The 16,460-nt window shown below is 67.3% G+C and carries 10 protein-coding genes; 9 read left to right on the forward strand and 1 reads right to left on the reverse strand.

Annotation, left to right across the window (positions count from 1 at the left end; genetic code table 11):
• Window positions 1–208: 208 nt before the first annotated feature.
• On the reverse strand, window positions 209–1,528 hold the full coding sequence (locus tag Q9Q79_RS18530) for a M20 family metallopeptidase (protein WP_201864005.1): 1,320 nt from the start codon (window positions 1,526–1,528) through the stop codon (window positions 209–211).
• A gap of 188 nt (window positions 1,529–1,716) precedes the next feature.
• On the opposite strand from Q9Q79_RS18530, the gene Q9Q79_RS18535 reads away from it, so the two are divergent.
• The 9 genes from Q9Q79_RS18535 to Q9Q79_RS18575 all read left to right on the forward strand — a co-directional run bounded on the left by Q9Q79_RS18535 (window position 1,717) and on the right by Q9Q79_RS18575 (window position 15,960).
• Window positions 1,717–2,961, forward strand: a complete 1,245-nt coding sequence (locus Q9Q79_RS18535; protein WP_043034293.1) for an efflux RND transporter periplasmic adaptor subunit — start codon at window positions 1,717–1,719, stop codon at window positions 2,959–2,961.
• Between the two features lie 74 nt (window positions 2,962–3,035).
• Window positions 3,036–6,269 (forward strand): efflux RND transporter permease subunit, encoded by a 3,234-nt coding sequence (locus Q9Q79_RS18540; RefSeq protein WP_059035625.1) that lies wholly within the window; start codon window positions 3,036–3,038, stop codon window positions 6,267–6,269.
• 31 nt (window positions 6,270–6,300) lie between these two features.
• Window positions 6,301–9,423 carry an efflux RND transporter permease subunit gene (locus Q9Q79_RS18545; RefSeq protein ID WP_005414681.1) on the forward strand — a complete coding sequence of 1,041 codons (3,123 nt, stop codon included), beginning with the start codon at window positions 6,301–6,303 and terminating at the stop codon, window positions 9,421–9,423.
• Window positions 9,424–9,591: 168 nt separating this feature from the next.
• Window positions 9,592–11,769: a YccS family putative transporter gene (gene yccS / locus Q9Q79_RS18550; RefSeq protein ID WP_201864007.1), complete on the forward strand. Its 2,178-nt coding sequence runs from the start codon at window positions 9,592–9,594 to the stop codon at window positions 11,767–11,769.
• A gap of 156 nt (window positions 11,770–11,925) precedes the next feature.
• Complete coding sequence (locus Q9Q79_RS18555) at window positions 11,926–12,720, forward strand: SDR family oxidoreductase (protein WP_012481431.1); 795 nt, start codon at window positions 11,926–11,928, stop codon at window positions 12,718–12,720.
• A gap of 98 nt (window positions 12,721–12,818) precedes the next feature.
• The gene (locus Q9Q79_RS18560; protein WP_099527789.1) at window positions 12,819–14,708 is read left to right on the forward strand and encodes an MFS transporter; all 1,890 of its coding nucleotides are present in this window, start codon (window positions 12,819–12,821) and stop codon (window positions 14,706–14,708) included.
• Between the two features lie 182 nt (window positions 14,709–14,890).
• On the forward strand, window positions 14,891–15,178 hold the full coding sequence (locus tag Q9Q79_RS18565) for a CD225/dispanin family protein (RefSeq protein WP_005411297.1): 288 nt from the start codon (window positions 14,891–14,893) through the stop codon (window positions 15,176–15,178).
• A gap of 34 nt (window positions 15,179–15,212) precedes the next feature.
• A complete protein-coding gene (locus Q9Q79_RS18570) occupies window positions 15,213–15,491 on the forward strand; it encodes a CD225/dispanin family protein (protein ID WP_005411298.1) in 279 nt (92 codons plus the stop codon).
• A 43-nt stretch (window positions 15,492–15,534) separates the two neighbouring features.
• Window positions 15,535–15,960 carry a DUF2752 domain-containing protein gene (locus Q9Q79_RS18575; RefSeq protein WP_005411299.1) on the forward strand — a complete coding sequence of 142 codons (426 nt, stop codon included), beginning with the start codon at window positions 15,535–15,537 and terminating at the stop codon, window positions 15,958–15,960.
• Window positions 15,961–16,460 lie beyond the last annotated feature (500 nt).

Genomic DNA, 16,460 nt, shown 5'->3' on the forward strand with positions numbered 1-16,460 from the left:
CCAACAGCCGCGGGAAACTGTCGAAGGCGGGGTGGGTCCGGTTGAGGGGGTGTCCGCGGCATGGATGCCGCGGCCAAGCCCCCATGGACGGGTTTACGGCGTCCCCCTCAACCGGACCCACCCCGCCATCCCACGGAATGCCCGCTTTTGACGTTGACGTTGCCGTTGATCCAAGCGGGTGCAGGGCTGCAAGCCCTGCCGGAAACCCTCACCCCGCCGGAGTGCCGGCACCGTGCAGGTAATCCAGGCTCACCTGCAGCAGCGCGCGCAGTCCGACATCCAGCGCCTTCTCATCCAGCAGGAACTTCGGGGAGTGGTTCGCCGGCGCCGTCGCCGGGTCGATGCCCACGCTGGTGGAACCGACGAAGAAGAACATCCCCGGCACGTCCTTCGCGTACAGCGAGAAATCCTCCGCGCCCATCTGCAGCGGTGGCTCGTACACGTTGTCCTTGCCCACCACCGCCTGCAGGCTCGGCAGCATCTTCGCGGTCAGCACCGGGTCGTTCACCGTGGCCGGGTTGCCTTCCGATTCGTAGATGTCGGTCACCGCCTTCGCACCGTGCGCGGCGGCGGTGTGCTCGGCGACGTTGCGCAGGTCGGCGAAGATCTGCTGGCGCATGCCCTCGTCGAAGGTGCGGATGGTGCCGACCATCTCCACCTCGTCCGGAATGATGTTGTAGCGGATGCCGCCGTTGATCGCACCGAAGGTCAGCACCGCCGGTTGCTTGGACAGGTTGGCGCGGCGGCTGACGATGGTCTGCGCGGTACCGACCAGATCGGCCGTGGCCACGATCGGGTCGACACCGTTCCACGGTGCGGAGCCGTGCGTCTGGCGACCGATCACCTTGATCCCGAAACGATCCGAGGCGGCCATCAATGGGCCACCGCGAACCGCGATCTGGCCGGCCTGCACGCTGGAGAACACATGCAGGCCAAACACCGCCTCCGGCTTGAAGTCGGCGAACAGGCCTTCCTTCAGCATCAGCGCGGCACCGCCCTCTTCCGGCGGCGGTGCGCCTTCCTCGGCCGGCTGGAAGATCAGCATCACCTGGCCCGGCAGGTCCTTCTTCATCGACACCAGCGCTTCGGCCACGCCCAGCAGGGTGGCGGTGTGCGCGTCATGGCCGCAGGCATGCATCACGCCCACGGTCTGGCCGCGGTACTGGTCGGTGGCCTTGGAGGCGAACGGCAGCCCGGTCTGTTCGGTTACCGGCAGCGCGTCCATGTCCGCACGCAGCGCGATCTTCGGGCCGGGCTTGCCGCCTTCGATGATCGCCACCACGCCGTGGTGGGCGATGCCAGTCTTCGGCTTCAAGCCCATCGCACGCAGGCGCTTGGCGACCTCGGCCGAGGTGCGCGCCTCGCGGTTGGACAGTTCCGGGTGCTGATGGAAGTCGCGGCGCCATTCAACCACCTTGGCCTGCAGGCGCTGGGCAGCGGCGGTCACTTCGGGGCGTTGCCCGTCCTGGGCGTGGGCAACGGCCGGCAGGGCCAGCAGCAGGGCGGACAGCAGCAGCGAACGGCGCATCGCAATCTCCACAGCAAGAGGGGTCCAGCTGAATGTAGGGCAACACCGCCGCCACGGGAACCTCCGCGGCCGGATCCGGTCTTAGCGCCCGTCCCATCCGTCATGCAGGAAACGTGATGTGGCACAGGTATGCTTTGCGCATTGCCAACCGGGGCCGCGCCCCGTCCAGCCCTCTTGGAGTCCTCGTAATGTCACGTGTTTGGAAGATCGTGCTGCTGGTCGTGGCGGTTCTGGTGCTGGCCGTGGTCGGCCTGCGCGTCATCGGCGGGGGCAAGGACAAGGCTGGAAAGCCGGCAGCGGGAGCGCGCCAGGGTGGCGAAGACCCGGATGCCGGCCCGGTGCCGGTGACCGTGGTCGAGGCCACGCACCAGGACGTACCGGTGTATGCCAGCGCACTGGGTACCGTGACGGCAATGAACACCGTCACCGTCAGCCCGCAGGTCGGTGGCCAGCTGATGAGCCTGAACTTCCGCGAAGGCCAGGAAGTGAAGAAGGGCGACGTGCTGGCAGTGATCGATCCACGCACCGCCCAGGCCAGCTACGACCAGGCCGCGGCAGCCAAGCGCCAGAACGAGGCGCTGCTGGCCACCGCGCGCTCCAACTACCAGCGCTCCAATGCGCCGGAGTACCGCCAGTTCGTCGCCAAGACCGATCTGGATACACAGCGAAACCAAGTGGCACAGTACGAAAGCGCAGTCGCGGCGAACGAAGCCAGCATGCGCTCGGCACAGGTGCAGCTGCAGTACACCAGGGTCACCGCACCGATCACCGGCATCGCCGGCATCCGCGCGGTCGACGCGGGCAACGTGGTCAACGCGGGCACCGCGCTGGTCACCCTGACCCAGATCCACCCGATCCACGTCCTGTTCAACCTGCCCGAACGCCAGCTCGGCGACGTGCGCCAGGCGCAGGCCGCCGGCGCGGTGCCGGTGGCGGCACTGGACCGCGCCGACTCGCACGTGCTGTCCGGCGACGGCAAGCTGGACGTGGTCGACAACCTGATCAGTGCCGACAGCGGCACCTTCAAGGCGCGCGCGCTGTTCGACAACACCGACAACGGCCTGTGGCCGGGCCAGTTCGTCAACGTGCGCATGCAGCTGCGCACGATTGCCGGCGGCGTGGTCATTCCGACCCAGGCCGTGCTGCGTGGGCCGGATGGCGAGTACGTCTACGTCGTGCAGGGCGACAACACGGTGAAGATGCAGACCGTGCGGAGCGGCGTGGAAGTGGGCGACAGCCAGGTGCAGATCGCCGAAGGCCTGAAGGGCGGCGAGCGGGTGGTCAGTGAAGGCCAGTTCCGCCTGAAGCCGGGCAGCAAGGTCACCGCGCTGAAGCCGGGCGAAACCCCGGCCGCACCGACCGAGGCCGAGCTGAAGGCGGCCGAACAGAAGAACGGTGGCGGCGGTGGCCGTCGCGGTGGCGGTCCGCGCTGAGCGCAGGCCACGGTTCTCCCTCGCGCCGGCGGACCCGCCGGCGCCGACATTGAAGTGCCAGCAAGGATCAGTCCGTGGGCTTTTCGACGATCTTCATCCGCCGCCCGATCGCTACCTCGCTGTTGATGGCGGGCCTGTTGCTGCTGGGCATCCTCGGTTACCGCAAGCTGCCGGTGTCGGCGCTGCCGGAAATCGATGCGCCCAGCCTGGTGGTCACCACCCAGTACCCCGGCGCAAACGCAACCACCATGGCCTCGCTGGTCACCACGCCACTGGAGCGCCAGTTCGGGCAGATCTCCGGGCTGGAGCTGATGACCTCCGACTCGTCGGCTGGCTTGTCCACGATCATCCTGCAGTTCTCGATGGACCGCGACATCGACATCGCCGCGCAGGACGTGCAGGCGGCGATCCGCCAGGCCACCCTGCCCTCGTCGCTGCCCTACCAGCCGGTCTACAACCGGGTGAACCCGGCCGACGCGGCCATCGTCACCCTGAAACTGACCTCTGACACGCGCCCGCTGCGCGACGTCAACAATTACGCCGACTCGATCCTGGCCCAGCGCCTGTCGCAGGTGCAGGGCGTCGGCCTGGTCTCGATTGCCGGCAACGTGCGCCCGGCCGTGCGCATCCAGGTCAATCCGGCGCAGCTGTCGAACATGGGCCTGACCCTGGAACAGCTGCGCAGCGCGCTCACCCAGGCCAACGTCAATGCGCCCAAAGGCTCGTTGAACGGCAAGACCCAGTCCTACAGCATCGGCACCAACGACCAGCTGGCCAGCGCCGCCGAGTACCGCGACACCATCATCAGCTACAAGAACGGCCGCCCGGTGCGGCTGTCCGACGTGGCCGAGGTGGTCGACGGCGTGGAGAACGACCAGCTGGCGGCCTGGGCCGATGGCAAGCCGGCGGTGCTGCTGGAAGTGCGTCGCCAGCCGGGCGCCAACATCGTGCAGACCGTCGAGCGCATCCGCGCGATCCTGCCCCAGCTGCAGGGCGTGCTGCCGGCCGACGTGCACCTGGAGATCTTCAACGACCGCACCGAGACCATCCGCGCCTCGGTGCATGAAGTGCAGTTCACCCTGATCCTCACCATCGGCCTGGTGGTGGCGGTGATCTTCGTGTTCCTGCGCCGGCTGTGGGCCACCATCATCCCCTCGGTGGCGGTGCCGCTGTCGCTGGCCGGCACCTTCGCTGTGATGGCCTTTGCCGGCATGTCGCTGGACAACCTGTCGCTGATGGCGCTGGTGGTGGCTACCGGCTTCGTGGTCGACGATGCGATCGTGATGATCGAGAACATCGTGCGTTACATCGAGCAGGGCAAGAGTGGCAAGGAAGCGGCCGAGATCGGCGCACGCCAGATCGGCTTCACCGTGCTGTCGCTGACGGTCTCGCTGGTGGCGGTGTTCCTGCCGCTGCTGCTGATGCCTGGCGTCACCGGCCGCCTGTTCCACGAGTTCGCCTGGGTGCTGAGCATCGCCGTGGTGCTGTCGATGCTGATCTCGCTGACGCTGACCCCGATGATGTGCGCCTACCTGCTCAAGCCCGATGCCCTGCCCGAGGGCGAGGATGCGCATGAGCGCGCAGCGGCGGCCGGCAAACAGAACCTGTGGACGCGCACCGTCGGCCTGTACGAGCACAGCCTGGACTGGGTGCTGGGCCACCAGCGCCTGACCCTGGCCGTGGCCGGTGGCGCGCTGGTATTGACCGTGCTGCTGTACGTGTTGATTCCCAAGGGGCTGCTGCCCGAGCAGGACACCGGCCTGATCACCGGCGTGGTGCAGGCCGACCAGAACATCGCTTTCCCGCAGATGGAACAGCGCACCAGGCAGGTCGCCGAAGCCCTGCGCCAGGATCCGGACGTGACCGGCGTGTCGGCATTCATCGGTGCCGGCAGCATGAACCCCACGCTCAACCAGGGCCAGCTGTCGATCGTGCTGAAGGAGCGCAGCCAGCGTGATGGCCTGGATGAGATCCTGCCGCGCCTGCAGAAGGCGGTGGCCGGAATCCCGGGCGTGGCGCTGTACCTGAAGCCGGTGCAGGACGTGACCCTGGACACCCGCGTGGCCGCCACCGAGTACCAGTACTCGCTGTCGGACGTGGATTCGGCAACGGTGGCCACGCAGGCCACGCGCCTGACCGAAGCGCTGCGCAAGCGCCCGGAACTGGCCGACGTGGACAACAACCTGTCCAACCAGGGCCGCGCGCTTGAACTGAACATCGACCGCGACAAGGCCAGTGTGCTGGGCGTGCCGATGCAGACCATCGACGACACGCTCTACGATGCCTTCGGCCAGCGCCAGATCTCGACCATCTTCACCGAACTCAACCAGTATCGGGTTGTGCTGGAAGTGGCGCCGGAGTTCCGCACCAGCACCGCGCTGATGGAACAGCTGGCCGTGGCTTCCAACGGCGCCGGCGCGCTGACCGGCACCAATGCCACCAGCTTCGGCCAGGTCACCTCGTCCAACTCGTCCACCGCCACCGGCATCGGCGCGCAGAACACCGGCATCACGGTCGGCGCCGGCAACATCATCCCGCTGTCGGCGCTGGCCGAAGGCAAGGTCAGCAGTGCGCCGCTGGTGGTCAGCCACCAGCAGCAGCTGCCGGCGGTGACGGTCTCGTTCAACGTGGCGCCGGGCTATTCGCTGTCCGAAGCGGTGCGTGCGATCCAGGAGACCAAGGACAGCCTGGACATGCCGGCACACCTGCATGCCGAGTTCATCGGCAAGGCCGCCGAATTCACCGGCAGCCAGACCGATGTGGTGTGGCTGCTGCTGGCCTCGCTGGTGGTGATCTACATCGTGCTCGGCGTGCTCTACGAGAGCTACATCCACCCGATCACGATCATCTCCACGCTGCCACCGGCCGGCGTCGGCGCGCTGCTGGCGCTGATGCTGTGCGGGCTGAGCCTGTCGGTGGACGGCATCGTCGGCATCGTGCTGCTGATCGGCATCGTCAAGAAGAACGGCATCATGATGGTGGACTTCGCGATCGAGGCGCGTCGCGCCGGTGCCAACGCGCATGAAGCGATCCGCCGCGCCTGCCTGCTGCGCTTCCGTCCGATCATGATGACCACCGCCGCGGCAATGCTCGGCGCACTGCCGCTGGCGCTGGGCACCGGCATCGGCTCGGAGCTGCGCCGCCCGCTGGGCATCGCCATCGTCGGCGGCCTGCTGCTGTCGCAGCTGGTCACGCTGTACACGACGCCGGTGATCTACCTGTACATGGAACGCTTCTCCGAATGGCTGGCGCGCCGCCGCGAGCAGCGCGCACTGCGCAACGGTTCGCTGCAGGAGCCGCAGGCATGATCCACGCCCCGCTGCTGCGGTGGGCCGCACGATGAACCTGTCCGGCCCCTTCATCCGCCGCCCGATCGGCACCGCGCTGCTGGCCATCGGCCTGTTCATGGTCGGCCTGATCTGCTACCTGCGCCTGGGCGTATCGGCACTGCCGAACATCGAGATCCCGGTGATCTTCGTGCACGCCAGCCAGTCCGGCGCGGATGCGGCGACCATGGCCTCGACAGTCACCGCGCCGCTGGAGCGCCACCTCGGCCAGCTGCCGGGCATCGACCGCATGCGCTCGTCGAGCTCGGAAGGCAGCTCGCTGGTGTTCATGATCTTCCAGAGCGGCCACAACATCGATTCGGCCGCGCTGGACGTGCAGACCGCGATCAACTCGGCGCAGGCCGACCTGCCTTCGGGCATGGGCTCGCCGATGTACCAGAAGGCGAATCCGAACGACGACCCGGTCATCGCCATCGCGCTGACCTCGCAGACGCAGTCGGCCGACGAGCTGTACAACGTCGCCGACTCGCTGCTGGCCCAGCGCATCCGCCAGATCAGCGGCGTTGCTTCGGTCGACATCGCTGGCGCTTCGACGCCGGCGGTGCGTGTGGACGTCAACCTGCGCCTGATGAACGCGCTCGGCCTGACCGCCGATGACCTGCGCAACGCCGTGCGCGCGGCCAACGTGACCTCGCCCACCGGCTTCCTCAGCGACGGCAACACCACTACCGCGATCATCGCCAACGACTCGGTGGCGCGTGCCGCCGACTTCGCCGACCTGGTGGTCAAGACCCAGGGCGATGGCCGGGTGATCCGCCTGAAGGACATCGCCAACGTCTACGACGGCCAGCAGGATGCCTACCAGGCCGCGTGGTTCGACCACAAACCGGCGGTGGTGATGTACGTGTTCACCCGTGCCGGCGCCAACATCGTGGAGACCGTGGACCGGGTCAAGGCGCAGATCCCGACCCTGCGCGATTACCTGCAGCCCGGCACCACGATGACGCCGTACTTCGACCGTACGCCGACCATCCGCTCGTCGCTGCATGAAGTGCAGATCACCCTGCTGATCAGCCTGGCGATGGTGGTGCTGACCATGGCGCTGTTCCTGCGCCGGCTGGCACCCACGCTGATCGCTGCGGTGACCGTGCCGCTGTCGCTGGCCGGTGCCGCGCTGGTGATGTACGTGATGGGCTTCACCCTGAACAACCTGAGCCTGCTGGCGCTGGTGATCGCCATCGGCTTCGTGGTCGACGATGCGATCGTGGTGATCGAGAACATCATGCGCCACCTCGACGAAGGCATGCCGCGGATGCAGGCGGCGCTCACCGGCGCGCGCGAGATCGGCTTTACCATCGTCTCGATCACCGCCTCGCTGGTGGCGGTGTTCATCCCGCTCCTGTTCGCCAGCGGCATGATGGGTGCGTTCTTCCGCGAATTCACCGTCACCCTGGTGGCGGCCATCGTGGTCTCGATGATCGTCTCGCTGACGCTGACTCCGGCGCTGTGCAGCCGGTTCCTCAGCGCGCACGACCACAGCGCGCCGCCGTCGCGCTTCGGCCGCTGGCTGGATGCCGGCCATGAGCGCATGCTTCGCGTCTACACCGTGTTCCTCGACTTCTCGCTGCGCCACGCGCTGCTGCTGTCGCTGACCCCGCTGATCCTGATCGGCGCCACCGTCTTCCTGTTCGGCGCGGTGAAAAAGGGCGCGTTCCCGCCGCAGGACACCGGCCTGATCTGGGGCCGCGCCAATTCCAGCGCCACGGTGTCCTTCGAGGACATGGTCGCCCGCCAGCGCCGCATCACCGACATGCTGATGGCCGACCCTGCGGTGAAGACCGTGGGCGTGCGCCTGGGCAGCGGCCGCCAGGGCTCCAGCGCACAGTTCAACATCGAGCTGAAATCGCGCAGCGATGGCCGTCGCGAGACCACGGCGCACGCACTCGCACGGCTGAGTGCCAAGGCCGACCGCTACCCCGACCTGCAGCTGCGCCTGCGCGCGATCCAGGATCTGCCCAGCAACGATGGCGGCGGTTCCAGCCAGGGCGCGCAGTACCGCATCTCGCTGCAGGGCAACGACCTGGCATCGCTGCAGGAATGGCTGCCCAAGCTGCAGGCGGAGCTGAAGAAGAACCCCAAGCTGCGCGATGTCGGTACCGACGTGGACAACGCCGGCCTGCGCCAGAACATCCAGATCGACCGCGCCAAGGCCGCACGCCTGGGCATCACCGTGGGTGCCATCGACGGTGCGCTGTACGGTGCGTTCGGCCAGCGCCAGATCTCCACCATCTATTCGGACATCAACCAGTACAGCGTGGTGGTCAACGCCCTGCCCTCGCAGACCGCCACCCCCGCCGCGCTGGACGAGGTGTACGTGCGTGCGCGCAACGGCGACATGGTGCCGATCACCGCGGTGGCCACGCAGATGCCCGGCCTGGCCCCGTCGCAGATCACCCACGAGAACCAGTACACGACGATGGACCTCAGCTACAACCTGGCTCCGAACGTGAGCATGGGTGAGGCCAAGGCGATCATCGACGCGACCGTGGCCGGCATGCGCATGCCTGGTGACATCCGCCTGGCCGATGATGCGGGCTTCGGCTTCAACTCCGACCCCAGCGACATGCTGATCCTGGTGTTCGCCGCGATCCTGACCGTGTACCTGGTGCTGGGCATGCTCTACGAGAGCCTGATCCATCCGGTCACCATCCTGTCCACGCTGCCGGCGGCGGGCGTGGGTGCACTGCTCGCGTTGTTCGGCACCAACACCGAGTTGTCGGTGATCTCGATGATCGCGCTGGTGCTGTTGATCGGCATCGTCAAGAAGAACGCGATCATGATGATCGACTTCGCGCTGGTGGCGCAGCGCGAGCATGGCCTGGCACCGCGCGATGCCGCGCGCGAGGCCAGCATCGTGCGCTTCCGCCCGATCATGATGACCACGATGGTGGCGATCCTGGCGGCGGTGCCGCTGGCGATCGGCCTGGGCGAAGGCTCCGAACTGCGCCGCCCGCTGGGCATCGCGATGATCGGCGGCCTGCTGTTCTCGCAGAGCCTGACCCTGCTCAGCACGCCGGCGCTGTACGTGATCTTCTCGTGCCTGGCCGAACGCTGGCGGGCACGTCGCGCACGCAAGCGCGAAGCGAAGCTGCTCAAGCGCGCGCAGCGTGCGTAGAACGGCCCATCCACGCATGGCGTGGATCCAAGGGTAGAGCCGGCCGCTGGCCGGCTTTCTCGGTACGGCAAATCTGCCGGCCAGCGGCCGGCACTACCGCGGTGGTCCGCCCTCCATATTTCACGCGCACCCCGCAATAATGGTGGGAGATCCTTCCGCCGAGCCTGCATGCCCGCCCGCCAATCCCGCCTCAGCCGCCTGTGGGCCCACGAGAAGGCCAGTTACGGCCTGCGCGTGTTCATCGCCCTGACCGCAGCGCTTGCCGTGTGCTGGCAGCTGGATGCGCTGACCGCCCTGCCCGGCGTTTTCCTCGGCATCATCGCCAGCGCCATCGCCGAGACCGACGACAACTGGTGGGGCCGGACCAAGGCGGTGGCGCTGTCGCTGCTGTGTTTCTGCATCGCTGCGGCGTCGGTGATCTGGCTGTTCCCCTGGCCGTGGATCTTCATCGGCGCGCTGGCACTGTCCACCTTCGGCCTGACCCTGCTGGGCGCGCTCGGCGAGCGCTACGCATCCATCGCCCAGGCCACGGTAACGCTGGCGATCTACACCATGATCGGGCTGGAGCAGCACGGTGCCAGCGACCTGCATACCGCGCTGCAAGCGGTCAGCCACCTGCTGGCGGGCGCCGTCTGGTACGGACTGCTGTCGATCCTGTGGACCGCACTGTTCGCCAACCGACCGGTGCGCGAGCGCGTGGCGCGGCTTTACATCGAGCTGGGCCGCTACCTGCAGCTGAAGGCCGCCCTGTTCGAACCGGTACGTGAGGCCGACCTGCGACGCCGCCAGCTCGACCTGGCCGAGCAGAACCGGCGCGTGGTCGGCGCGTTGAACGAGGCCAAGACCGCGATTCTCGCCCGCTTCGGCCGTTCCGGGCGGCCGGGCGTGAACTCCGGCCTGTACCTGCGCCTCTATTACATGGCACAGGATTTCCACGAGCGCGCCAGTTCCTCGCACTACCCGTACGGCGCCCTGGTCGATGCGTTCTTCCACAGCGACGTGCTGTACCGCTGCCAGCGCCTGCTCGATCTTCAGGGCCAGGCCTGCGCGCGCCTGGGCGAGGCGATCCGCCTGCGCCGCCCGTTCGTGTATGGCGAAACCAACCAGCAGGCCGGGCGCGACCTGGCCGATGCGCTGGCCTACCTGCGCGACCAGCAGCGCCCGCAGTGGCAGCGACTGCTGGGTTCGCTGGACCTGCTGGTGCACAACCTGCGCAGCATCGAACGCCGCCTGCTGGACGCCGAACGCTCCGAGGCCAGTCTCGACAATGTCGATACGCGCCTGCGCGACAGCAACCCGCATACCCTGCGCGAGATGGGCGTGCGCGTGCGCCAGCAGCTCACGCCCGGCTCGGTCCTGTTCCGCCACGGCCTGCGCATGGCATTGGCGCTGATCGCCGGTTTCGCCGCGATCCGTCTGTTCAATGCGCAGAACGGCTCGTGGGTGCTGCTGACCATCGTGTTCGTGTGCCGGCCCAACTTCGGTGCGACCCGGCAGCGCCTGGCGCAGCGCATCGTCGGCACCGTGGCCGGCCTCGTGCTCACCTGGGCGCTGCTGCAGTTGTTCCCGCAACTGCACGTGCAACTGCTGATCGCGCTGCTGTCGGCGCTGCTGTTCTTCTTCACCCGCACCGACCGCTACCTGGTGGCATCGGCGGCGATCACGGTGATGGCCCTGACCTGCTTCAACCTGATCGGCGATGGCTTCGTGCTGATCGTGCCGCGCATGGTCGACACGCTGCTGGGCTGCGCGATTGCCGCTGCCGCCGCGTTCCTGATCCTGCCCGACTGGCAGGGCCGCCAGCTGCACCTTGTGCTGGCGCGGGTGCTCGATACCGCCGCGCGCTACCTGGATTCGGTGCTGGGCCAGTACCGCAGCGGCATGCGCGATGACCTGGCCTACCGCATCGCCCGCCGCGACATGCACAACGCCGACGCCGCGCTGTCCACCGCGCTGTCGAACATGCTGCGCGAACCCGGTCACGTGCGCCGCAACCTGGATGCCGGCTTCCACTTCCTGGCGCTCTCCAACACGCTGCTTGGGCACTTGTCGGCGCTGGGTGCACACCGCGACCAGGTGGACAGCTACGCCGGCGATCCGCTGGCCTTGGCCGCCGGTGACCGCGTGCGGAAAGCGCTGCAGCAGCTGGCCTCGGCCCTGACCGCACGGCGGCCGGTCAGCGAGGACGACAACGACGCCGACCGCGCGGTGGCGGCCGAGCTGGAGCAGATCGACGAGGCGATGCCGGCGAAGCTGCAGTTGATCCGCACGCAGATGGCGCTGGTGCTGCGGATGCTGCCGAAGGTGCGGGCGGCGGCGAATGAGGCCGTGCGCACGCTCACCTGAAGGCCGGCGCCGGGCAGGGCCTGGCGCGACCCGCAGTCCATCCACGCATGGCGTGGATGGACTGCACCGTGTGCAACCGTGTGTTGCGCCTGGCGCTGCATCCCGATCACGTTCCTGCGCGGATACTGGGTGATCCCCTGCTCCTGGACTCCCCCCATGAAGATCGAACTCGCCGGCCGCACCGCGCTCGTTACCGCTTCCACCGCCGGCATCGGCCTGGCGATCGCCCAGGGTCTTGCCGCGGCGGGTGCGCGGGTCATTCTCAACGGCCGCAGCACCGACAGTGTCGAACGCGCCCGCCAGCGCCTGCTCGCCGCCGTTCCGGGTGCCGAGGTGATCGGCGTCGCCGCCGACCTTTCCGATGCAGCCGGTGTCGATGTGCTGCTGGCCGGCCTGCCCAAGGTCGACATCCTGGTCAACAACGCCGGCATTTTCGGCCCCGAGGACTTCTTCGAGACCGAAGACGCCACCTGGGAGCGCTACTGGCAGACCAACGTGATGTCTGGCGTGCGTCTGTCGCGGGCACTGCTGCCGGCGATGGTCGACGCCGGCTGGGGCCGCGTGCTGTTCATCTCCTCCGAATCGGCACGCAACATTCCCGCCGACATGATCCATTACGGTGTCAGCAAGACCGCGCAGCTGTCGCTGTCGCGCGGCCTGGCCAAGCGCGTGGCCGGCAGTGGCGTCACCGTCAACGCGGTGTTGCCCGGCCCGACCCTGTCCGACGGTTTCGCGGCGATGTTCGAAGATGAACGCCAGCGCAGCGGCAAGCCACTGGAGCAGATCGGCCGCGAGTTCGTGATGGCACACCGGCCGTCTTCGGTGATCCAGCGCACCGCCACGGTCGAGGAAGTAGCCAACATGGTGGTGTACCTGGCCTCGCCGCAGGCTTCGGCCACCTCCGGTGCAGCACTGCGCGTGGATGGCGGCGTGGTCGACGATATCGTCTGAGACCATCGACAGGTGTGCGGACCAACGGTCCGCACCCACAGGTCCGCACCCACAGCGGATAGGCAGGAATGCTAGGCTGCGCCGGTCAAGGAGGTTCCATGTCCGGTCACAACCAGTTCGCCCTGCTGCGCCAGCGCCGTTTCCTGCCGTTCTTCGTCGTCCAGGCGCTGGGTGCGTTCAACGACAACGTGTACCGGCAGGCGATCATCGGCCTGTTGTTTTATCTGGGCGTTTCGGAGGAGCAGCGTTCGCTTTACACCACGCTGGCGCCAGCCATCTTCATCCTCCCGTACTTCCTGTTCTCGGCGCTGGCCGGGCAGATCGCCGACAAACTGGAAAAATCGCGGCTGATCGTGATCACCACCACCATGGAGATCGTGATCATGTCGATGGCGGCTGTCGGTTTCGTTACCGAGAACCTGCCGTTCCTGCTGGTCGCGCTGTTCTGTACCGGCATGCAGTCGACCCTGTTCGGCCCGGTGAAGTACTCGGTACTGCCCTCGGTGCTGAAACCCGAGGAACTGACTGGCGGCAACGGCCTGGTCGAGATGGGTACTTCGATCTCGATCCTGTCCGGCATGATCATCGGCGGCTCGGTGTTCCTGCTTGCGGGGAGCCACGGCCCGATCGTGGCCGCCACAGCGGTGATCGTTCTAGCCATCTGCGGCAACATCGCCGCGCGCCTGATCCCCAAGGTCGACGCCGGCGATCCGAACCTGAAGATCAACTGGAACCCCCTGCCGGAGTCGCGGGTCGTGCTGCGCATGGCACGGCAGCAGAAGGCGGTGCGCAACGCCATCCTCGGGGTGTCCTGGTTCTGGTTCGTCGGCACCGTGCTGACCTCGCAGCTGCCCAACTACGCGTTGGCCAACCTCGGCGGCGAACCCAAACTGTATCTGTTCGCCTTGGCCCTGTTCTCGGTCGGCACCGGCGTTGGCTCGCTGCTGTGCGAGAAGCTGTCGGCGCGCACGGTGGAAATCGGTCTGGTGCCGTTGGGCGCGTTCGGCATGACCGCGTTCCTGCTCGACCTGTACTTCGCGCGCAGCGGCGAGGCGACGGTGCACGGGTTGACCATCGGCACCTTCCTGCAGCAGCCGGGCAGCATCCGCATCGTCATCGACCTGATCGGCATCGGCCTGTTCACCGGTATCTTCGTGGTGCCATTGTTCGCGCTGATCCAGAGCCGCACGCCGAAGGCGCAGATGTCGCGCGTGTTCGCGGCGCTGAACATCCAGAATTCCGGCTTCATCGTCGGCGCAGCCTTGTTGTCGCTGGCCGCGCACAAGCTGCTGCACTGGACCATCCCGCAGCAGTTCCTGGCGCTGGCCATCGCCAACGCGCTGGTGGCGATCTACATCTTCACCATCGTCCCCGAATTCCTGATGCGCTTCCTCAGCTGGCTGATGGTGCGCACCCTGTACCGGCTGCGCCCGCACGGCATCGAAGCCAACGTGCCCGACGAAGGTGCCGCGCTGCTGGTCTGCAACCATGTCAGCTACATGGACGCACTGATCCTGTCGGCGACGATTCCGCGTCCGGTGCGCTTCGTCATGTACTACAGGATCTTCAACATCCCGGTGATGCGCTGGATCTTCCGTACCGCCAAGGCGATCCCGATCGCCGGTGCGCGCGAAGACCCGGCGCTGATGCAGCGCGCGTTCGATGACATCGACGCCGCGTTGGCCGAAGGCGAGCTGGTCTGCATCTTCCCGGAAGGCGCACTGACCAGGGATGGTGCAATCGCCCCGTTCAAGTCCGGCGTCGAGAAGATCCTCGAACGGCGGCCGGTGCCGGTGGTGCCGATGGCCCTGCGCGGCATGTGGTCGAGCATGTGGAGCCGGCGCGACAGCCGCCTCGGCCGCATGCGGGTGCCGCGCCGTTTCCGAGCCACCGTCGAGGTGGTGGCGGCACCGTCCATGGACGGCCACACCACCAACGCCCAGGCGCTGGAAGCCCAGGTGCGGGCCCTGCGCGGCGATCACGCCTGACAGAATCGGACTGACAGGCAGGCCCGGCAACCTCCCCCGCATACGCCACCGTCCAGTGGCGAACACGACATGCCGTGCGTGTAAACGCATACATGCAACGCCGGTTGCGGTAGATTACGCACCCACAGGGGGGAGGTTCGGCCGATTCACCAAGGCCGGCCACCAAGGAATGGAGTCTCGCTTTGAATCAACCACCACCGCTCAGCCGTCCGGTCTACATCCCCAACCATCTGGTCTGGGCGATCCTGACGACGCTGTTCTGCTGCCTGCCGTTGGGCGTGGTGTCGATCGTCTATGCCTCCCAGGTCGATGGCCGCCGCGCGGCTGGCGATCTGCCGGGGGCCTACAGCGCGTCGCGCAAGGCGGGCTGGTGGGCAGTGGCTTCGGCCGTGGCCCTGCCGGTCCTGTTGCTGTTGTGGCTCGGGCTGTTCGGCGGCTTGGCCGTACTGGGCGCTCTTTCCGACCAATGATTCACCACCACCACCCATCAAGGAGCTTGAACCCATGAATACCGCTACTCCGCAGGTCCCGAACAACCTGGTCTGGGCCATCCTGACCACCCTGTTCTGCTGCCTGCCGGCCGGCATCGTGTCGATCGTCTACGCCGCACAGGTCAACGGCAAGCTGGCCGCCGGCGACATCGCCGGCGCCCAGGACTCCGCCGCCAAGGCCAAGAAGTGGGCCATCTGGTCGGCCATTGCCTGGGCCGTGCTGGTCGTGCTGTACGTGCTGTTCTTCGTCGTGCTCGGCGGCATGGGCGCGATGAGCAACAGCGGCTACTGATACGCCTGGACGGATCCGGCGCCTGCGCCGGATCCGTTGTTGCATGTCCGCGCTTCCCGCTCGTTCCCGACTCGCCCGCTGGGCACCGCTGCTGGCTTCCGCCGGCCTGGCCGTGGGTGCCACGGTGGTGCTGCGCAACGTCAATCCGTATGTCGCCGGCAATCCACTGCCGAGCTGCCCGCTGTACGCCCTGACCGGCCTGTACTGCCCGGGCTGTGGCAGCACGCGCTGCCTGTATTCCCTGGTCCACTTCGACCTGCCCGGCGCGATGGCGATGAACCCGCTGCTGGTCATCAGCCTGCCGTTCCTGTTGCTGATGCTGCTGAACATCGCCGGCATCCGCCCACGCGTGCTCGACCCGCTGATGCGGGTGCTGGCCAATCCTGTGTTCTGGCTCTGGGTGCTGCCCGGGTATGCGCTGCTGCGCAACCTGCCGTGGGCACCGTTCACTGCACTGGCACCGATCTAGGTTTCCAGCCAACGGCGCAGCCCCTCGTGGTGGGCGGCGTTTGTCGGTCATGGGATAGGCCGGGCGGGTGGACTGCGCAGGGGTCGCTGCGAGTACTTCCATGTAAGCTCGGTCGCCGCATCCATGCGGCTCACGCCCCTGCGCAGCCCACCCGCCCGGCCACGGACAGTTTCCGTGCGCGTCCACCACGGAAAAGAAAGAAAAGATCAAAAGCAAAAGCGGATCGCTTCGCTGCGCTCGCTCGGAGCCGAGCATGGCTCGGCTCTGGAGAACGTCCGTGCGCGGAAAACTGTCAAAGGCGGGGTGGGTTGGATGGCGGGGGTGTGAGCCGCATGGGCCCGAGGCATGCCTCGGGCGGGTTGGGCAGGACGCCCAACCCGGGTCTTGCCGTGTGCGCAGGACAGCGCACACGAGCAAGCGGCGACCAAGCCTCCATGGACGGATTCACGGCGTCCCCCGCCATCCGACCCACCCCGCCAACCCCCAGCAATCCAGCTGTT

The organism is Stenotrophomonas sp. a6 (genome assembly GCF_030913325.1).
Lineage (GTDB): Bacteria > Pseudomonadota > Gammaproteobacteria > Xanthomonadales > Xanthomonadaceae > Stenotrophomonas > Stenotrophomonas maltophilia.